The sequence below is a fragment of the Caballeronia udeis genome, assembly GCF_001544555.2.
GTDB classification, from domain to species: Bacteria; Pseudomonadota; Gammaproteobacteria; order Burkholderiales; family Burkholderiaceae; genus Caballeronia; species Caballeronia udeis.
In genome coordinates this window covers 16,165-35,840 of record NZ_FCOK02000074.1, presented here as the reverse complement: position 1 = coordinate 35,840, position 19,676 = coordinate 16,165, and the positions used below count along the sequence as shown (strand labels likewise).

The window sequence follows — 19,676 nt, the reverse complement described above, 5'->3', positions numbered from 1 at the left end:
ACAGCGGGCAAAGGGCGCGGGGTTGGTCACACGCGCCGCGCCAACTACCTCGCTTGCTTCGCTCACAGCAAGCTATTGCAGTAAACGTATTGCAGCAATATAGCGGCGGCACATCGCAGCATTGCATCGCTAATATTTGCGACCATCCGTGTGGCCTGTGTTTCAAGATTGTCGTTCACGCGGCCTGATGCAAACAGCACGCAAACGGCATAGACGCAGCATCGGTCCACGACCAAGCCGCATTCATCGCACTCAAAGCCAAACACATCATGACCGAACTGACTCAGCCGGGCGACGCTCCCGAACCGGACGAAAACCGGATCCTCGCCGAGCGTCGCGACAAACTCCGTGCGCTGCGCGAGCAGGGAATTGCTTATCCGAACGATTTCCGGCCAACGCACCAAGCTGCCGCGCTGCAATCCGATTACGCCGATAAAGACAAGGACGCGCTCGAAGCCGAGGCGCTGCAAGTCGCGGTCGCGGGCCGGATGATGTTGAAACGCGTGATGGGCAAGGCGAGTTTTGCAACGGTGCAAGACGGCAGCGGCCAGATCCAGTTCTTCATCACGCCCGCCGACGTCGGCCAGGAAGTCTACGACGCGTTCAAGAAGTGGGACCTGGGCGACATCATCGCGTCGAAGGGTGTCCTGTTTCGCACGAACAAGGGCGAATTGTCGGTGCGTTGCACGGAACTGCGCCTGCTGACCAAAGCGCTGCGCCCTCTTCCCGATAAATTCCACGGCCTCGCCGATCAGGAAATGCGCTATCGCCAGCGTTATGTCGACCTGATCGTGACGCCGGAAACGCGTCAGACGTTTATTGCGCGCACGAAGGCGTTCGCATCGATCCGCAGTTTCATGGCGAAGGCGGATTTCATGGAAGTCGAAACGCCGATGCTGCACCCGATTCCCGGCGGCGCCGCGGCGAAGCCGTTCGTCACGCATCACAATGCGCTCGACATGCAAATGTTCCTGCGTATTGCGCCGGAACTGTATTTGAAGCGGCTGGTGGTCGGCGGCTTCGAACGCGTGTTCGAAATCAACCGGAATTTCCGCAACGAAGGGGTGTCCCCGCGACACAACCCCGAGTTCACGATGATGGAGTTCTACGCCGCGTATACGGATTACACGTGGATGATGGACTTCACCGAAGCGCTGATCCGTCAGGCGGCCGTCGATGCCCGTGGCAACGCGAACATCGTGTATCAAGGGCGTGAACTGGATTTGTCGAAGCCGTTCCATCGGTTGACGATCTGCGAAGCAATCCAGAAATATGCGCCGCAATACACGGACGAACAACTCGCCGATGCAGCGTTCCTGCGCACCGAGCTGAAGAAGTTCGGCGTCGATGCATCACAGCCGCAGTTCTTGAACGCGGGCGTTGGTTCGTTGCAACTCGCGTTGTTCGAGGAAACGGCCGAATCGCAATTGTGGGAACCGACGTTTATTGTCGACTATCCGCTGGAAGTCTCGCCGTTGGCGCGGGCATCGGATACGGCTCCGGGCATCACGGAACGCTTCGAGTTGTTCATTGTGGGCCGCGAAATCGCGAATGGTTTCTCGGAGCTGAACGATCCGGAAGACCAGGCAGCGCGTTTCCAGAAACAAGTCGACCAGAAAGAGGCCGGCGACGAGGAAGCCATGTTCTACGACGCAGACTACATTCGCGCGCTGGAGCACGGCATGCCGCCGACGGGCGGCTGCGGAATTGGTATCGACCGGCTGGTCATGCTGCTGACCGACAGCCCGAGCATCCGTGACGTCATCCTCTTCCCGCATCTGCGTCGCGAAGACTGACTCAAGCAATACCAACGAAGTTTGTAAAAAAGGCGCGAAAGCGCCTTTTTTTCGTCCTGAAGAATGGCCAAGATTGTAACTTTCGGTAAAAACAGTCGGTCAAGGCTGCCGCACTACCCTTGGGCAATCTGGAAAACCCTTACGAAACAAGGCGTCGCCGTACCTTTTCACCCCGGTGCGTTTCTTGCGTCTTATGGTTGCCTGGAAACGTTACAAATTGACAAACCTTACGCTTCAGATTGTTCGACACTGCTCTCGTGAGTAGCGTTAAACCCAGTCAGACCCAGTATCGTCACACTCTGCCTTGAGACGGAGGTCCAAAAATGGATAACAGCAACAACATGACCACATCGAGTTCACCGACGCCCGGCGCCCCGCGCCAGCGCAAGATTCATCCGCTGGTTGCAACCGCCGCGGGCGCGATCATCATCGCCAGCCTCGCCGCCACGGCAGCCGTCACCGGCCTGTTCCCGAAAGCATCGAGCACTTCGCCGACCAACGACCAGACCCAGGCGGCGCAGGTCGTGACACAATCGGCTACACAACCCGCTGCACAGCCGGCCGAGCCTACTGCCGCCCAGCAACAACAGGCGCAGCAGGAGCAGCTTGCTCAGCAGCAAGCTCAACAGAGCGCGGCCGCCCAGGCAGCGCAGCAACAAGCGGCCCAGCAGCAACAGCCCGTCCCTCAGGTAGCGCAGCAGCCCGTACAGCAGCCCAACTACGCGCAGCAAGCTCCCGCCCAACCCGCCTATTGCTCGACCTGCGGCACGGTAGAAGCAATCTCGGCTGTGCGGCATGAAGGCCAGGCAACCGGCATCGGCGCGGTGGGTGGCGCGGTGGCGGGTGGGCTTATCGGTAATCAGTTTGGACGTGGAGGCGGTCGTACCGGCATGACGATCCTTGGCGCACTTGGCGGTGGGCTGGGCGGCAATGCGGTCGAAAAACATCTGCGCAGCACCACCGACTATTCGGTACGCGTGCATATGGAAAACGGCAAGACGCGTTATTTCACGTATCACCAGGCCCCGCCGTTCAACCAGGGTGAGCGCGTGCGTATCCAGAACGGCACGCTGGTTGCAGGCTGATCTGTAGCGGGCTGGCCCGCGTTCAAGCCCGAGCACAAAAGCCAACGGCGATTCCTGATGGAATCGCCGTTTTGCTTTAACTGCCGTGAGTGCTCAAGACCTGCGCCGGATTCAATAATCCGCGTCTTCGATCCACGCAGCCTGAATAGCTTCGAGAATCTTCTCGTTGGACCGCTCAGGGTCGTCGTCGAACCCCGGCAGTTCCGTCACCCAGCGATGCAAATCCGTAAATCGCACGAATTGCGGATCGACGTTCTGATGCGCGTCGGTCAGTGCCATCGCGATATCCTGCGTGTCTGTCCACTTCATGGCAAGCGCTCCTGTCTCGTGGTCGCTGATTTAACTTCAGTGATTCTCTTTGGCATGATTGATGGAGTAGCGCGGGATCTCGACGACCAGATCCTCGTCTGCGGGAGCCATCGCCTGACATGATAACCGCGACGTCGGCTCAAGTCCCCAGGCCTTGTCGAGCAAATCGTCCTCGTCTTCCTCGGACGGCACAAGCGCGTTGAAACCCTCGCGAATGATCACGTGACACGTCGTGCATGCACACGATTTTTCGCACGCATGTTCGATCTCAATACCGTTGTCCAACAGGTTGTCGCAAATGCTCTTCGACGTATCCGCGTCGATCACAGCGCCATCAGGACACAATTCCACGTGGGGTAATACTACGATCTGGGGCATGAATTTCTTTCCGTTCTTTGTACGTGAGAGGCTCGGTGCGTCTTCGGCGAGTCGTCAGACTTCGTCGAGCCTGCGGCCGGCAAGCGCACGGCGAATGCTCTTGTTCATGCGGCGAGCGGCGAATTCATCGGTGGCTGCGGCAAGCTCTTTCGTCGCCCCTTCGATAGCATCGACACTGTCGCCGCCCGTGACCGCCGCGAGCTTGACGATCAGCGCTTCAATGTTGGCTCGTTCCGTTTCGTCCAGCAGTTCGCCGTCCACGCCGAGCGCCGCCTGTGATGCTTCCACCAGACGTTGCGCGTCGACCTGCGCCTCGCGCAATGCGCGGGCGCGCATGTCGATTTCGGCGGTCGTGAAGCTTTCTTCCAGCATGCGCGCGACGTCGTCATCGGCGAGACCGTAGGACGGCTTCACCACCACCGACGCCTCCACGCCCGACAATTGTTCACGCGCGAACACGGACAGCAAACCGTCGGCGTCTACCTGGTACGTCACGCGAATGCGCGCAGCGCCGGCGGCCATGGCGGGAATGCCCCGCAGTTCGAAGCGCGCGAGCGAACGGCAGTCCGAGACCAGCTCGCGCTCGCCTTGCACGACGTGGATTGCCATCGCCGTCTGGCCGTCCTTGAAGGTGGTGAAGTCCTGCGCGCGTGCGACCGGAATGGTCGAGTTGCGCGGAATGATCTTCTCGGTCAACCCGCCCATGGTTTCAACGCCAAGCGATAGCGGAATGACATCGAGGAGCAGCCAGTCATCGCCTTCTCCGCGACGGTTTCCCGCCAGCAGATCCGCCTGGATCGCGGCGCCGAGCGCAACAACCTGATCCGGATCGAGATTGATCAACGGCGGCTGGCCAAAGTACGTTTCCACTGCGCGGCGGATCACCGGCATGCGCGTGGCGCCGCCAACCAGCACCACGCCCTTGATCTCGGCGGGCGCCACCTTGGCGTCGCGCAAGGCCTTGCGCGTGGGAGTCAACGTGCGGGCAACCAGTGCTTCAGTCAGCGTTGCGAAGTCGCTTTCAGTGACTGTCAGATCGATTTGCTGGCCATCCGACAAGGTGGCCTGGATCGTGGCTTCCGACGCATCCGATAGCGTTTCCTTGGCGGTTCGCACAAGGTCCAGCAGCAAACGCACATCTTCCGGCGTAGCCGGCGCCACCTTGGCTTTCACCAACGCATGCCGATACAGCACCGCATCGAAATCGTCGCCCCCGAGCGCTGAATCACCGCCCGCTGCAAGCACTTCGAACACGCCCTTGGTGAGCTTGAGAATGGACAGATCGAAGGTGCCGCCGCCCAGGTCATACACGGCGTACAAACCTTCCGATGCGTTGTCGAGTCCATATGCAATCGCCGCAGCGGTCGGCTCGTTCAGCAGACGCAGCACGTTCAAACCGGCGAGTTTCGCGGCGTCTTTGGTGGCTTGCCGCTGGGCTTCATCGAAGTAAGCGGGTACGGTGATCACCGCGCCGACCAGCTCGTCGGCGAGCGTGTCTTCCGCGCGATAGCGCAGCGTCGCCAGGATTTCCGCCGATACTTCCACCGGACTTTTCACGCCGTCGACGGTGCGAATCTGCACCATGCCCGGTGCATCGACGAAATCGTATGGCGCGTTTTCCGCCCCTTCCACTTCGCTTTTGCCACGGCCCATGAAGCGCTTCACCGACACGATCGTGTTGCGCGGATCAAGCGCCGCTTCTTCCTTCGCCACGCGGCCGATACGGCGGCCGCCCTTCTCCAGATACCGGACCACCGACGGCAGCAGGTAATGACCGTCTTCGTCGGGCAGCACTTCGGCCACGCTGTTGCGCACGGCGGCAACCAGCGAATTGGTCGTACCAAGGTCGATGCCCACGGCTACCCGCCGCTGATGCGGCGCCGGAGCCATGCCGGGTTCTGAAATTTGCAGTAAAGCCATCGTTGATCTATTGGGGGTTGGTGTCGTCTGGGTTTGGTCGAACTGAATCGAACCTAATCGAGCTTCTCGATCTGCACGCCGATCTCGCTCGCCACGCGTTCTATAAACATCAACTGGCGCACGGCTTCGCTCGCCGCCTGGTCAGCGTGACTGTCAATCAGCGCCGCCAGTTTCTCGAAGCGGATACGTTCCTGATCGCGCAGTTCATGGAGCAAGGCTTCGAGCGCGCCAAGATTTTTGGCGTCCGCCGCGTCCTCTATATTTTCGCGCCATTCCATCTGCTGCATCAGGAAGGCGGGTTCCATCGCGGTGTTGTTCTCTGCATCGGCATGCACGCCGCGCAGCGACAACATATACGTGGCCCGCTTCAGCGGATCGCGCAGCGTCTGGTATGCCTCGTTTGCCCGCGTGGCCCACTGCATCGCGACGCGTTTTTGCGCGTCTCCAGCGGCGGCAAAACGATCGGGATGGACCTGTGCCTGTACCGTGCGGTACGCATCATCGAGCTTTTTTGCATCGATGGCGTAAGTCGGCGGAAGGTCGAACAGGTCGAAGTGACTGTCGTTGAGCGTTGCCATGTTGAAGATGAGTGAAAATGAGCGGAAGCAGGGATAAGAGAGGCATCTAAACCCACGGCACTAAAGAAAAAGGCGGCACGCGCCGCCTCTTTGCTGTTCTTGCGCCGCGCTATACGCGAAACGATTCGCCGCAACCGCACTCGTCCTTCACGTTCGGGTTATTGAACTTGAATCCTTCGTTCAGACCTTCGCGCGCGAAATCCAGCTCTGTACCGTCGATATAAGCCAGGCTCTTCGGATCGACAATGATCTTCACGCCCGCCGACTCGAACACCTTGTCTTCCGGCGCGAGTTCGTCCACATACTCGAGCTTGTAAGCGAGGCCCGAGCAGCCGGTTGTGCGCACGCCGACGCGCAAGCCAACGCCCTTGCCGCGTCGAACCAGATACTTCTGCACGTGTTGTGCTGCCTTGTCCGTCAACGTGATTGCCATAGTCTCTCATCAGCAGCCGCTCGTCCGGAGTCAATCGTTTCTCCGGTCGCCACGCTGCAGCCTTGCTTTGAACCGAAAACCAGAGCGCCTGAACTTAACTGATCGGTCAACTGATCACCCAAGCGCCCTTCCCGAAACCTGATTGCTGATTACCTGCCCGCTTAAGCCGCGTGTTGCTTCGCTTCTGCCGGAGCAGCTTCCGTCGCACCCGCGCCATGACGTTGCTTGTAGTCGGCAACGGCGGCCTTGATTGCATCTTCGGCCAGGATCGAACAGTGAATCTTCACCGGCGGCAACGCCAGTTCTTCAGCAATGTGCGTGTTCTTGATCGTCAGCGCCTGATCCAGCGTCTTGCCCTTCACCCACTCGGTCACGAGCGAGCTGGAGGCAATAGCCGAACCGCAGCCATACGTCTTGAACTTCGCATCTTCGATCACACCGTCCGCGCCCACGCGGATCTGCAGCTTCATCACGTCGCCGCATGCCGGCGCGCCAACCATGCCGGTGCCGACTGTGTCGTCGTCCTTGCCGAACGAGCCGACGTTGCGCGGGTTTTCGTAGTGGTCCAGAACCTTGTCGCTATAAGCCATGATCAAACTCCTTGAATTCGTATGCGTGTGCGTTCGCGTGTGCGCTTCAACCTCGGGCGCGGATGAGCCGCCACCGAGCCGCCAGACAAGCGCTTAATGCGCAGCCCACTGGATCGACGAAATGTCGATACCGTCCTTATGCATTTCCCAAAGCGGCGACAGATCACGCAACTTCTGAATCTTGCTCTTGAGCAAGTTAATCACGTAATCGACGTCTTGTTCAGTCGTGAAACGGCCAACCGTAAAACGGATCGAGCTATGCGCGAGTTCGTCATTGCGGCCAAGCGCCCGCAGCACATAGGACGGTTCCAGCGAAGCCGACGTACACGCGGAACCCGACGATACCGCCACGTCCTTGACCGCCATGATCAGCGACTCGCCTTCAACAAAGTTGAAGCTGATGTTGAGGTTATGCGGCACACGGGTTTCCATGTCGCCGTTCACATACACCTCTTCCATCTCCTTCAAGCCGTTGAGCAAGCGGTCACGCAACATGCGGACGCGCTCGTTTTCGACGGCCATTTCTTCACGCGCGATCCTGAAAGCCTCGCCCATGCCCACGATCTGGTGCGTGGCCAGCGTGCCCGAACGCATGCCGCGCTCGTGACCGCCGCCGTGCATTTGCGCTTCAATACGAATGCGCGGCTTGCGACGCACGAACAATGCGCCGATACCCTTCGGACCATACGTCTTGTGCGCCGAAAACGACATCAGGTCGACCTTCTGCTTTTGCAGATCGATCTCGATCTTGCCGGTGGCTTGCGCTGCATCGACGTGAAATATGATGCCCTTCGCACGCGTGATCTCACCGATTGCGGTGATGTCCTGGATCACGCCGATCTCGTTGTTCACGCTCATCACCGAGACCAGGATGGTGTCCGGGCGGATGGCCGCCTGAAGCTTGTCCAGGTCGAGCAAACCGTCGTCCTTGACATCCAGGTAAGTGACTTCGAAACCTTCTCGTTCAAGCTCGCGGCAGGTATCGAGCACAGCCTTGTGCTCGGTCTTCACCGTGATGATGTGCTTGCCCTTGCTCTTGTAAAAATGCGCCGCGCCCTTGATGGCGAGGTTGTCCGATTCGGTGGCACCCGACGTCCAGATGATTTCGCGCGGGTCGCAATTGACCAGCTTCGCGACGTTCTCGCGCGCTTCCTCGACCGCCCGCTCCGCGTCCCAGCCGTACTGGTGGCTACGCGATGCCGGATTGCCGAACTGCTCGCGCAGATACGGAATCATCTTGTCCACCACGCGCGGATCGACCGGGGTCGTAGCGCTGTAGTCCATGTAAATGGGCAGGTGGGGAATGTCGTTGTTCATCAGTTGCTCCGGGGATTTAACTCAATTGGCTCGTTCAAGGCGAGACGGCCGCGTCAGCACATCAACGCGGCAGCCGTCAGCCGGCCAGGTTGAAAACGGAATTCGGTCCTTTCGGCGCCACACGCACGGGTTCGACACCCGCCGATTCGGCACGCCGGTCGCGCAATACCGATGGCGATCCTTCACGTGCGCGCTGCTGGTCGACGAGATCTTTCAGCGAGACCGAGTCGAGATACTCGACCATCTTCTGATTGAGCGTGGACCAGAGTTCGTGGGTCATGCAGTGGCCGTCGTGCTGCTTGGTGCCTTCGCAGGCGCCTTTGCCACCGCATTGCGTGGCGTCGATAGGCTCGTCCACCGCAATAATGATGTCCGCGACCGTGACGTTCTCGGCGCGGCGCGCAAGATTGTATCCACCACCCGGACCGCGCACTGATTCGACAATCTCGTGCCGGCGCAACTTGCCGAACAACTGCTCGAGATAGGACAGCGAGATATGCTGGCGCTGGCTGATTCCTGCCAGCGTCACCGGGCCCTGCTCCTGGCGCAAAGCCAGGTCGATCATCGCCGTGACGGCGAAACGGCCTTTCGTGGTGAGTCTCATAATTTGTAAGCTACCGGGGGCTACGGCTAATACTGGATGATTTTGGTCAAGTATAAATAGCCTACGGATTTAGTCAAGTATCCCCAGGCATTTTCTTAGGAATTTGCTGAGAATATTGCGCTGATTGAAGCTGACTTCCGGGCGCCGCCCATCAGACCGCCAATTGCGTGCGAAGCGCTCGCAGCAAGCCTTCGCAGGCATCCTCGCACTGATCGAGCACGCGTTCGAAACCTTCGTCGCCCCCAAAATACGGATCGACCACCACACGGCTGTCGTCACGGGTCGCGAACTCCATCAGCAACCGGATCTTGTCGCGGTATTCCGCCGGACACACTTTGGTCAGCGCGGCCGCGTTGGCGTCGTCCATCGCGATAAGCAGGTCAAACCGGGCGAAATCGTCGCGGCTAACCTGCCGGCCGCGCAACGGCGACAAGTCATACCCCCGCTTCCTGCCCGCGCGCTGGGCGCGTTCATCGGGCGGCTGGCCGATATGCCAATCTCCGGTGCCGGCGGAATCCACCACAATCTTGCCCGCGAGCCCGGCCCGGCCCACCTGATCCAGCATCACCGCTTCGGCGCTCGGCGAACGGCAGATATTGCCAAGGCACACAAAACAGACGGCGATAGTGTTCATCAGATTCCAGGCTTCATTTGGCTTAAGCGGGGCATGCGGCCCGGCGGCTCGACGACTTGCACCGGCCTCACCAAGTCAATCCGCGAAACTGTCCCGAATTATACAAAGGACGGCGTTTGTGCGCCTGATTGGCCCCGTCCAGCTCCACTCTGCCCAGCCCCGTCCTTCAAAACGTCTGCGAGACGGCAGCGGCCGATGATCCGTTAGCCGGCCGATACGCGTTGTTGCCGGTATCGGAGCCGACCAGTCCCAGCGAAATAGCACGCGCGAACTCGGCGCTAACACTGGCGGCGCTTTGTGGATGAGGTGCGGCGGTCCCGGAAACCGGGTGGATAGCGTGGCAGTAGCCGGCAAGTGCGAGCGGCACAAGCATCGCGATGGGCCAGTAGGTCGATATTGTCTTTTTCATTGTCAAACCCCTTCTCAGGTCCTGTGGGCTGACGGGCCCACTTACGGACACTTTGATTTTAAGGGTTTGTCCTCATCCCATAAAGGTGCCCCGGCACAAAGCATTGTTGCAACTCTGTCAACAGCGTATGGCGCGTCAGCGTTGTGTTTGGTGGCCCATGAGAGGTTCCCGCCACTTTCAGCCTGTTACCGCGGAGATAAAACTTTACAAAATTCTTGCGATATTCTTTCCGCGAAACTGTCAGATACGGTAACTAGTCAACGAATGCCTTCCCGCTCATGATGAAACTCGCAGTAACAGGTCTGATCCTCGCTTCGTCCGCCCTCGTAACCGGTTGCGCCGTCTACCCGGACGGCACGCCCGCTTACGCGACCGGCGACGGCTATTCCGCTTATCCCGCCTACCCCGGCTACCCCGCGGGCTACGAAGCCGGTTACGGCTATGGAGCACCGGTTGTTCAGCCGGGCGTGATCATCGACGGCGGCGGATATTACGGCGGTCCTGGTCCTCGCTATTGGAACGATGGCCCCGGTTATCACCGTCCTCCTCCGGGTGGCTGGGGCGATCGCGGCGGCGACCACGGTAACCGTGGTGGAAATTGGAGCGGTGACCGTGGCGGTGACCGGGGCGGCGACCGAGGTGGTCACGGCGGACCGCAAGCAGGTGCACCGCAGGGCGGCAGGCCGCCACAACCACAGGCGGGTAATCCGGGCCGGCCGGCGCCAGCGCCGCAGGCGCAGCAGTCACGCGGATCTACACCGTATGTCGGCCAATCTCTCTGGGGCAAACCTTCGGCCCAGCAACCCGAGCATAACCACTAAACCTCTGCCCACCTCGTTGTGCTCAAGACCGCCCGCCTTTCCCCCTGGTTCCGGGCGGTTTTTATTGTCTGCAGAAAGCCGAGATTGGGCGGGCAACCGTACCGCCGAGTCTTTCGCATTTTTCACAATACGAGATACAATCACCATTCCGCTGTTTGACGTATCAACTGATTTTCCCCATGAGCGATACGAACCCGGAATCCAGAACGTCCATACAGGTGATCGAGCGCATGATGCGCCTGCTCGACGCGCTTGCCGCGCACACCGACCCCGTCAGCCTTAAAGAACTCTCGCAGAGCACCTCGCTGCATCCGTCCACCGCGCATCGCATCCTGAACGACATGGTCACGTGCCGTCTGGTCGATCGCTCCGATCCCGGCACGTACCGGCTGGGCATGCGACTGCTCGAGCTCGGCAACCTGGTCAAGGCGCGTCTCTCGGTGCGCGAAGCCGCCATGCCGCCCATGCGTGAACTGCATCGGCAAACAGGCCAGACGGTCAACCTCTCGGTGCGCCAGGGCGATGAGATCGTCTATATAGAACGGGCTTATTCCGAGCGTTCCGGCATGCAGGTCGTGCGGGCCATCGGCGGCCGCGCGCCACTGCACCTGACGTCTGTCGGAAAGCTATTCCTCGCCGCCGACGAATCCTCCCGCGTGCGCGCCTACGCCACGCGGACGGGCCTCTCCGGCCATACGCAGAACAGCATTACGGATATCGGCAAGCTCGAGCGTGAATTGTCGTTCGTGCGCAGCCAGGCGTGCGCCCGCGATAATGAGGAACTGGAACTGGGCGTGCGCTGCATCGCGGCCGGCATATACGACGACACAGGGCGGCTCGTTGCCGGCCTGTCGCTTTCAGCGCCCGCGGATCGGCTGCAAGACTCGTGGCTGAATCAACTGAGCGGCACCGCGCTGGAAATTTCACGCTCGCTCGGGTATCGGCCGGAACCGAGCGCCGATTCACAGCAGCGCTGACATTCTGGAATCCAGAGCATTTGCAAGATCCACGGGCAATAAAAAAACCGGCCTTATCAAACGATAAGGCCGGTTTTTTCAATTCTGATACCGCAGATTCCCCAACGATCTTCAGGTTCCGCCACCGCCGGCATCGGCGCTGGTGATATGCGGTTCACCAGCAGTTTCGCTCTCCAGAAACCCGCGCAAACGGCCGGCATCGGCGAAACGCGAATACTTGCCCGATGAGTCCAGCAAGACCATTACTACCGGACGGCCATGAATGGTCGTCTGCATCACCATGCATTCGCCTGCTTCGTTAATGAAGCCGGTCTTCTGCAAGCCGATGTCCCAGCTCGGATTCCGGATCAACGCATTCGTGCTGTTATAGGCGATATTGCGCTTGCCGGTAAACACGTCATAGCTGCGATCGGTCGAGAACTTGCGAATCAGCGGGTACTGATACGCCGCGTTCACCATCTTCACGAGATCACGCGCGCTCGATACGTTCTGGCTCGTCAACCCGGTCGAATTCTCAAAATGCGTGTCGGTCATGCCGAGCAGCTTCGCTTTGGCGTTCATTGCGGCGATAAAGCCAGGACGCCCATTCGGGTAATAACGCGACAACGCCGCAGCCGCGCGATTTTCCGACGCCATCAGCGCGATATGCAGCATGTCTTCGCGGTTGAGCTCGGAGCCGACCGAAAGACGCGAACCCGTGAACTTCTCGTAGTCGCGATCTTCGTCGGTTACCGTGATTTCCTCGGTCAGCGGCGCCTTGGAATCGAGCACGACCATGGCCGTCATCAGCTTCGTGATCGAAGCGATAGGCACCACGGCCCGCGAGTTTTTATCGAAGAGTGTCTCCGATGTATTCTGGTCCACCACGTAGGCGACACTCGAACGTAACGCGAGGCTGTCCGGCGTGTCGTGCAGGCCGAACGCCTGGCCGACTGTGGGTGGACGCGGCTGGAACGCCACCGAACGTACAGCGGCACGGCGGCCGCGCGCCTCCATGCGGTAACTGACGCGATGCCGGCGCGCAGCGCGCGGCGTCTCTTCGTCCTGCACTGCAGCGACTGGCGCGACCTTCGCACCCTTCACTGCCCTGGCTGAGCGTGCAGCAACCTTCGACGATTTGACGGCCTTGGCTTGCGGCGCAACAGTTGCGCCCTTGACGGCTTTCTTGGTGGATTTCGAGGTTGGGGTCTTGGCAAAAGCGTCGATCGGTGCGGCCGCGAAAGACGTCGCGAGCGCCACCGACACGGCGACCGACAGCGCGGTGCGGACTGCAACGCTATGGATCACCCTGAGCGACGAAAACATTTCGGTTTTCATTAGTGTTCTGTTCTGGACCGGCGAGAGAGTGTCGCCAGTGTAGTAAAGCTTCGAAAAATTAGCAATATTAAGCACTTATCCGCACTACTTAAACCGCTTTGTAAGACACGATTTATCGGAGCGAATGAGTTCTGAGTTCCGATCGTAAAAAATCATCGCTGATGCTGCAATCGTTTTCACTGCCACACGCCATTGCCCGACCCTGGCTATCAGCCTCTTATCGGCAATAGTTTGTAAAACTTGAGGAAAATTCCTGATGCTGCCCTCAAGGCAAAAATTTCACTAATAGTGTGGACAACGACAGGAAGCGAAGCATTCGGCAAGCAATGCCGATTCTCAACCGGCATTTCGACCGGCATCGAAAGTTTTTGTTCATACAAACTTTGACGATGACAGGCGACTTCGAATGTTAACGTCGAGTTAACACATTTGGTTTACCGAGTTTCAAACCGTTTCAAATGAATTTTGCCCAGCGCAGTGTATCGGGCGTGCTTGAATCGCGCCGGGCACCGAACGCGACTGCGGCAAGCTGAATGGTCTGGAGATGAATGTCGACGGTGACGTCAATATCGCGACCGTAACCGCCGGCCATCGTTATTGCCACGGGTAGATCTCGCGCGGCCGCGGCGCTGAATACAAGGGAATCGCGCCTGGCGAGGCCGGCGACGCTCAACGCGAGTCGCCCCAGGCGATCGTCGACGTGCGGATCGGCACCTGCCAGATAGATAAGCATGGCAGGTTCAAAGCGCTCGAACATCGTCGATAACGCCCCGGACAGTGCTTCCGCATAGGTATCGTCACCGCAACCGTCGGGCAATGCGACGTCGAGATCGCTGATCTCCTTGCTGAACGGGTAGTTCGATGTGCCATGCAGCGACAGCGTGAACACACTCGGATCGTCCTGGAAAATGGCTGCGGTCCCGTTGCCCTGATGCACATCCAGATCGACTATTGCTATGAACGGCGTGCGCTCTCCGCGCTGCAGCGCCTCTGCCTGTAGTGCCCGGGCCGCGACAGCCGCGTCGTTGAACACACAGAATCCAGCGCCGTGCGACGCATATGAATGATGCGTGCCGCCTGCCAGATTCACCGCGAATCCGCTTTGGCGGGCAGCGTGACAAGCAGCAATCGTTGCCCCGACGGAGCGCCTCGCGCGCTCCACCATTTCTGGCGACCACGGAAAGCCGATCTCCCGCTGCTCGCGCGCATCCAGCGCCCCGGTCGCGACACGCTCGATATAGTCGGCCGCATGAACGCGCGCCAACTCGGAATCGGCCGCGACCGGCGCTTCGTCCAGCTTCACCTCGGGCAGTTCGGCCTGCACCCGCTCACGCAAAAGGTAATATTTTTGCATGGGAAACCGATGGCCAGCCGGCAACGGCAGTACGAAGCGATCGCTATAAAACGCCTTCATTCGAAATCAAATTCCACTTTTCCGGACTTGGGATCCTAGCATCGACACCGCCTGCGTTCTCCGCCCCAAGCTGGTGCACCGTATCTCGAAATGTAGTTCCACTACAAAGAAGTGTCCTCGTAAGCCATTGTTTAATAAGCATTCGTACGATGTTGCGTCGCACAAAAAGACGCTTGACATCTATCGGAATATGCCTAGAATAGGCTCCATGTTGCGACGCACCAATAGCTGATCGCCTCATACGGTTTCCGGATTTCCGGTCTCCGCCAAAACCCACGACCCGCGCTGATGATGGGTCGAATCTTTCAGGAGCGTGACATGACCCTTTTGACCCCGGAACAAATCGCCGCTGCAAACAAAGCTCAGTTCGATACCCTCTTCGGTCTGACGAACAAGGCATTTGAAGGCTTGGAAAAGCTGCTTGAATTGAACCTGCAAGTTGTGAAGTCGACGCTGGCTGAAGGCCAGGAAAACGCGCAACGCGTGTTGTCGGTGAAGGATGCGCAAGAACTGCTCGCACTGCAAGCCAGCCTGGCTCAGCCGGTCGCGGAAAAGGCGCTGTCGTATGGCCGTCACCTGTATGAAATCGCATCGGCGACGCAAGCTGAATTCGCCCGTGTCGCCGAAGAGCAGTACGAAGACCAGAATCGCAAGGTGCAAACGCTCGTAGAAAACGTCGCGAAGAACGCACCGGCAGGTTCGGAAACGGCTGTTGCAGTGATGAAGTCGGCCATCACTGCCGCCAACACCACGTACGAAACGATCCACAAGGCAAGCAAGCAAGCTGTCGAAATCGCGGAAAGCAACTTCAACGCAGCCGCTACGGCCGCCACGAAGGCTGCATCGCAAGCTACGGCTCAAGCTTCGCGCGCCGCCAAGAAGACTGTCTAAGCGAATTCATTTGCACGCGGCGGCACCGGCAACACCGGTGTGGCCGCGAGACGGTCAGGCTGCACAGAAAACCGTTCCAACGAAAGTTGGGACGGTTTTTTTTCGTGTTCTCACCACCTCGGCAAACCGAGTTCAAGGCATAAGCCTGCAAAAAAAAGCTGCGCATTCCTGACAGAACACGCCGCTCATTCAGCCAGCCACAGCACCCTACTTCTTGCGCTGCGGCGGCAAGTCCGTACACACACCTTCATACAATTCAGCCGCCATACCGATCGACTCGCCGAGCGTCGGGTGCGGATGGATCGTCTTGCCGATATCCTCAGCGTCCGCGCCCATCTCGATCGCCAGGCACACTTCGCTGATCAGGTCACCCGCGTTCAATCCCACGATCCCGCCGCCAATGATCCGGTGCGTTTCTTCGTCGAAGATGAGTTTGGTGAAACCTTCGTCGCGACCGTTCGCGATCGCCCGGCCCGATGCCGCCCAAGGGAACGTGGCCTTTCCGTACTTGATGCCTTCGGCTTTGCACTGGTCTTCGGTCTTGCCGGCCCACGCCACTTCGGGATCCGTGTAGGCCACGGACGGGATTTGCATCGCGTCGAAGTAGGACTTTTCGCCATGCGCCGCTTCTGCCGCCACGTGGCCTTCGTGCACGGCCTTGTGCGCGAGCATCGGCTGACCGACCAGATCGCCAATGGCAAAAATATGTTCGACGTTCGTGCGCAACTGCTTGTCGACGTTGATGAACCCACGATCCGTCACCGCCACGCCGGCCTTGTCCGCGCCGATTTTGCCGCCGTTCGGGCTGCGGCCAACCGCCACGAGCACGAGGTCATAACGTTGTGCTTCGGCGGCCGCTTTTTCGCCTTCGAAACTCACGTAGATGCCGTCGTCCTTCGCTTCCGCCTTGGTCGTTTTCGTCTTGAGCATGACGTTCGCGAAACGCTTGGCGTTGAACTTCTCCCATACCTTCACGAGATCGCGATCGGCACCTGCCATCAGGATATCGAGCATTTCGACGACGTCGATTTCCGCGCCCAATGACGCATACACCGTCGCCATTTCCAGGCCGATGATGCCGCCGCCGATCACGAGCATGCGCTTCGGGATCTGGCGCAATTCGAGCGCACCGGTTGAATCCACTACGCGCGGATCTTCCGGCATGAACGGCAGCTTCACAGCCTGTGAACCCGCCGCGATGATCGAGTTCTTGAACTGCACGACCTTTTTGCCGCCCGCGCCTTCAATCTCCATGTGGTTCGGGCCGACGAACTTGCCGACACCCGTGACCACCTGGACCTTGCGCGCCTTCGCCATGCCGGCCAGTCCGCCAGTCAGCTTCTTGACAACGCCCGACTTGAAGTCGCGAAGCTTGTCGAGATCGATAGTCGGTTCACCGAAGGAAATGCCGTGGTGCGCGAGTTCCTTCGCTGCGTCAGTGATGGCAGCCGCGTGAAGCAACGCTTTCGACGGAATGCAGCCAACGTTCAGGCACACGCCGCCAAGCGTTTCATACCGTTCGACAATGACCGTATTCATGCCGAGATCCGCTGCGCGGAACGCGGCTGAATAACCGCCGGGACCGGCGCCGAGCACGAGCATGTCGCATTCGATATCGGCCGAACCGGAGAACGATGCGGCCCTTGGTGCAGGCGCAGCCGCGGCTTTTTCGGCCGGTTGCGGCGCAGCCGTCTTCGGCTTTTCCTCGGCCTGGCCGGCACCGGCGCCCTGGCCTTCGAGCGTGAGAATCACCGAGCCTTCGGAGACGTTGTCGCCGATCTTGACCTTGACTTCCTTGACCGTGCCCGCGGCAGGCGACGGTACATCCATGGTGGCTTTATCGGATTCGAGCGTGACCAGCGATTGTTCCTTCTCGACCGTATCGCCAACGTTCACGTGAATTTCGATGACGGGAATGTCGGTGAAATCGCCGATATCCGGCACCTTCACGTCTTGCGATCCACCGCCTGCGGGTTTTGGTTCAGCAGGCTTGGAAGCGGCCGCTGCCGGTGCTGCAGGCTTTTCGCTACCTGCATCGGCCGTTTCCACCAACGCGATCACGGTGCCTTGCGAGACTTTATCGCCGGCTTTGACCTTGACTTCCTTGACCGTGCCCACGACGTCGCTTGGGACCTCGATGGAGGCTTTATCGGATTCGAGGGTGAGGACGCCCTGTTCTTTCTCGATGGCGTCGCCGGCCTTGATATTCACTTCGACGACATCGACGTCTTTGAAATCGCCGATATCGGGTACTTTAAGTTCGGTGAGACTCATGTTGTCCCCTAAGAAGGAAGCGGGCAGAACTAAAGGACGCAACGCGTAGCCCCTGGCTCTGCCGTCGGCAGACTTGCCTTTCTTTGCTTGCTTTCTTTGGCAATTCAAAGAAAACAAGTGCCGCCCCGCACAGGGGCGACTAGCAAAATGCAGTGCAATGCAAGTTCAATGACGCGGCTGGCGGACTACATCAAAGCGGTCCGCCAGCCAAAAAAATCACAAACTCACACGACGGAAATCCGCCAGCACAGCAGAAAGATAGGCATTGAACCGCGCGGCCTCGGCGCCATCGATAACCCGATGATCGTAAGACAGCGACAAAGGCAGAATCAGGCGAGGTACAAACGCCTTGCCGTCCCACACCGGCTTCATCGCCCCCCGCGACAACCCCAGGATTGCCACTTCAGGCGCATTGATGATCGGCGTGAAATGCGTCCCGCCAATCCCGCCCAGCGACGAAATCGAGAAGCATCCGCCTTGCATCTGGTCGGGCTTGAGCTTCCCTTCGCGAGCGGCCTTCGACAGATCGGCCATTTCCTTGGCGACGTCGACGAGGCCCTTCTTGTCCGCGTCGCGAATCACCGGAACCATCAAGCCGTTCGGGGTATCGGCGGCAAAACCGATGTTGTAATACTGCTTGAAGACGAGGTTGTCGCCGTCAAGGCTCGCGTTGAACGTCGGGAATTTCTTCAACGCGGCAACTACCGCCTTGATCACGAACGCGAGCATGGTGAACTTCACGCCGGCCTTTTCGTTTTCCTTGTTCAGCGTCACGCGCAACGCTTCGAGGTCGGTGATATCGGCTTCGTCGTTGTTCGTGACGTGCGGAATCATGACCCAGTTGCGATGCAGGTTCGCACCCGAAATCTTCTTGATGCGCGACAGCGGCTTCGGATCGACCGGACCGAACTTCGTAAAGTCGACCTTCGGCCACGGCAGCAGGTTCAACTCGCCGCCACCGGCCGGCGCTGCGGCAGCGGCCGCCGGCGCTTTACCCTGACCGCTCATCACGCCCTTCACGAACGCGGTGACGTCAGCTTGCGTGATGCGGCTCTTGTGGCCCGTGCCCGTCACCTTCGACACGTCAACGCCCAGTTCACGCGCAAACTTGCGCACTGACGGCGACGCGTGGCTCGACGTACGCGCCCCTTCGCCAGCCGGAATGGCCGGTGCGAGAGCGAGTGCGGACGGTGCTTCTTTCTGGGCAGGCGCAGATTTAGGCGTAGCGTCTGAAGGCGCTTCCTGTTTCGGTGCCGCAGCAGCAGGCGCCGCCGCGGGAGCCGATCCGGCACCGCCTTCCAGCACGAGAATCAACGAGCCTTCCGAGACGTTGTCGCCGACCTTGACCTTGAGTTCCTTGACCGTGCCGGCTGCGGGCGACGGCACGTCCATGGTGGCTTTATCGGATTCGAGCGTGACGAGCGATTGCTCCTTCTCGACCGTGTCGCCCACCTTCACATTCACTTCGATGACCGGAATGTCCTTGAAGTCGCCAATATCCGGCACCTTCACTTCAACCGATCCACCGCCCGACGACGCAGCCGGTGCAGGGGCCGCAGCCTTTTCCTGCGCAGGTGCTTCAGCGGGCTTTTCAGCGGCCTTCGGCGCAGCAGCAGCGCCAGATCCGGCCGCTTCCAGCACGACGATCAACGCGCCTTCCGAGACGTTGTCGCCAACCTTGACCTTCACTTCCTTCACGACGCCGGCGGCCGAACTTGGCACGTCCATGGTCGCTTTGTCGGATTCGAGCGTAACGAGCGATTGCTCCTTCTCGACGGTGTCCCCGACTTTCACCAGCACTTCGATCACCGGAATGTCCGTGTAATCGCCGATATCCGGCACCTTGACTTCGATCGCTTGACTCATTGTTTATTGTCTCCTGGGTCGCGACACGAAAATCGCCCTGCTTTTGGGCAAGGCGACTTCGCG

General features: G+C 59.5%; 19 protein-coding genes. 5 read left to right on the top strand and 14 right to left on the bottom strand.

The window, feature by feature from the left end:
* Positions 1 to 269 precede the first annotated feature (269 nt).
* Both lysS and AWB69_RS35640 read left to right on the top strand, forming a co-directional pair.
* Positions 270 to 1,796: a lysine--tRNA ligase gene (gene lysS, locus AWB69_RS35645; protein ID WP_062091498.1), complete on the top strand. Its 1,527-nt coding sequence runs from the start codon at positions 270 to 272 to the stop codon at positions 1,794 to 1,796.
* Between the two features lie 323 nt (positions 1,797 to 2,119).
* On the top strand, positions 2,120 to 2,881 hold the full coding sequence (locus AWB69_RS35640; RefSeq protein ID WP_062091497.1) for a glycine zipper 2TM domain-containing protein: 762 nt from the start codon (positions 2,120 to 2,122) through the stop codon (positions 2,879 to 2,881).
* 111 nt (positions 2,882 to 2,992) lie between these two features.
* Here the strand turns inward: AWB69_RS35640 and iscX are convergent, their stop codons facing one another.
* The 10 genes from iscX to AWB69_RS35590 all read right to left on the bottom strand — a co-directional run bounded on the left by iscX (position 2,993) and on the right by AWB69_RS35590 (position 10,053).
* Positions 2,993 to 3,190 (bottom strand): Fe-S cluster assembly protein IscX, encoded by a 198-nt coding sequence (iscX, locus tag AWB69_RS35635; RefSeq protein WP_031363898.1) that lies wholly within the window; start codon positions 3,188 to 3,190, stop codon positions 2,993 to 2,995.
* 36 nt (positions 3,191 to 3,226) lie between these two features.
* Positions 3,227 to 3,568 (bottom strand): ISC system 2Fe-2S type ferredoxin, encoded by a 342-nt coding sequence (gene fdx, locus AWB69_RS35630; protein ID WP_062091496.1) that lies wholly within the window; start codon positions 3,566 to 3,568, stop codon positions 3,227 to 3,229.
* 54 nt (positions 3,569 to 3,622) lie between these two features.
* Complete coding sequence (hscA, locus tag AWB69_RS35625) at positions 3,623 to 5,488, bottom strand: Fe-S protein assembly chaperone HscA (RefSeq protein WP_062091495.1); 1,866 nt, start codon at positions 5,486 to 5,488, stop codon at positions 3,623 to 3,625.
* A gap of 53 nt (positions 5,489 to 5,541) precedes the next feature.
* Entirely contained in the window at positions 5,542 to 6,066 is a 525-nt protein-coding gene (hscB, locus tag AWB69_RS35620; protein WP_062091494.1) for a Fe-S protein assembly co-chaperone HscB, read from the bottom strand.
* Positions 6,067 to 6,175: 109 nt separating this feature from the next.
* Positions 6,176 to 6,499 (bottom strand): iron-sulfur cluster assembly protein IscA, encoded by a 324-nt coding sequence (iscA, locus tag AWB69_RS35615; RefSeq protein WP_062091493.1) that lies wholly within the window; start codon positions 6,497 to 6,499, stop codon positions 6,176 to 6,178.
* A 161-nt stretch (positions 6,500 to 6,660) separates the two neighbouring features.
* On the bottom strand, positions 6,661 to 7,089 hold the full coding sequence (iscU, locus tag AWB69_RS35610; protein ID WP_062091492.1) for a Fe-S cluster assembly scaffold IscU: 429 nt from the start codon (positions 7,087 to 7,089) through the stop codon (positions 6,661 to 6,663).
* Between the two features lie 93 nt (positions 7,090 to 7,182).
* Positions 7,183 to 8,406: an IscS subfamily cysteine desulfurase gene (locus AWB69_RS35605; RefSeq protein WP_062091491.1), complete on the bottom strand. Its 1,224-nt coding sequence runs from the start codon at positions 8,404 to 8,406 to the stop codon at positions 7,183 to 7,185.
* 76 nt (positions 8,407 to 8,482) lie between these two features.
* Positions 8,483 to 9,010: a Fe-S cluster assembly transcriptional regulator IscR gene (gene iscR / locus AWB69_RS35600; RefSeq protein WP_062091490.1), complete on the bottom strand. Its 528-nt coding sequence runs from the start codon at positions 9,008 to 9,010 to the stop codon at positions 8,483 to 8,485.
* 151 nt (positions 9,011 to 9,161) lie between these two features.
* Positions 9,162 to 9,644: a low molecular weight protein-tyrosine-phosphatase gene (locus tag AWB69_RS35595; protein WP_062091489.1), complete on the bottom strand. Its 483-nt coding sequence runs from the start codon at positions 9,642 to 9,644 to the stop codon at positions 9,162 to 9,164.
* A 166-nt stretch (positions 9,645 to 9,810) separates the two neighbouring features.
* Positions 9,811 to 10,053: a hypothetical protein gene (locus AWB69_RS35590; protein WP_062091488.1), complete on the bottom strand. Its 243-nt coding sequence runs from the start codon at positions 10,051 to 10,053 to the stop codon at positions 9,811 to 9,813.
* Between the two features lie 278 nt (positions 10,054 to 10,331).
* Here AWB69_RS35590 and AWB69_RS35585 point away from each other — a divergent pair, with 278 nt between their 5' ends.
* Both AWB69_RS35585 and AWB69_RS35580 read left to right on the top strand, forming a co-directional pair.
* Positions 10,332 to 10,874, top strand: coding sequence for a hypothetical protein (locus AWB69_RS35585; RefSeq protein ID WP_062091487.1), 543 nt, complete (start codon positions 10,332 to 10,334; stop codon positions 10,872 to 10,874).
* A gap of 179 nt (positions 10,875 to 11,053) precedes the next feature.
* The gene (locus tag AWB69_RS35580) at positions 11,054 to 11,851 is read left to right on the top strand and encodes an IclR family transcriptional regulator (RefSeq protein ID WP_047898287.1); all 798 of its coding nucleotides are present in this window, start codon (positions 11,054 to 11,056) and stop codon (positions 11,849 to 11,851) included.
* A gap of 111 nt (positions 11,852 to 11,962) precedes the next feature.
* Here AWB69_RS35580 and pbpG read toward each other — a convergent pair whose 3' ends face one another.
* Together pbpG and AWB69_RS35570 are read right to left on the bottom strand one after the other, a co-directional pair.
* A complete protein-coding gene (gene pbpG / locus AWB69_RS35575; RefSeq protein WP_062091486.1) occupies positions 11,963 to 13,168 on the bottom strand; it encodes a D-alanyl-D-alanine endopeptidase in 1,206 nt (401 codons plus the stop codon).
* 454 nt (positions 13,169 to 13,622) lie between these two features.
* Complete coding sequence (locus AWB69_RS35570) at positions 13,623 to 14,582, bottom strand: histone deacetylase family protein (protein WP_062091485.1); 960 nt, start codon at positions 14,580 to 14,582, stop codon at positions 13,623 to 13,625.
* A gap of 318 nt (positions 14,583 to 14,900) precedes the next feature.
* On the opposite strand from AWB69_RS35570, the gene AWB69_RS35565 reads away from it, so the two are divergent.
* On the top strand, positions 14,901 to 15,473 hold the full coding sequence (locus AWB69_RS35565; RefSeq protein ID WP_062091484.1) for a phasin family protein: 573 nt from the start codon (positions 14,901 to 14,903) through the stop codon (positions 15,471 to 15,473).
* Between the two features lie 207 nt (positions 15,474 to 15,680).
* On the opposite strand, the gene lpdA is transcribed toward AWB69_RS35565, so the two are convergent.
* Positions 15,681 to 17,747 carry a dihydrolipoyl dehydrogenase gene (gene lpdA / locus AWB69_RS35560; protein ID WP_075644049.1) on the bottom strand — a complete coding sequence of 689 codons (2,067 nt, stop codon included), beginning with the start codon at positions 17,745 to 17,747 and terminating at the stop codon, positions 15,681 to 15,683.
* Between the two features lie 216 nt (positions 17,748 to 17,963).
* Positions 17,964 to 19,613 (bottom strand): dihydrolipoyllysine-residue acetyltransferase, encoded by a 1,650-nt coding sequence (gene aceF, locus AWB69_RS35555; RefSeq protein WP_062091483.1) that lies wholly within the window; start codon positions 19,611 to 19,613, stop codon positions 17,964 to 17,966.
* Positions 19,614 to 19,676 lie beyond the last annotated feature (63 nt).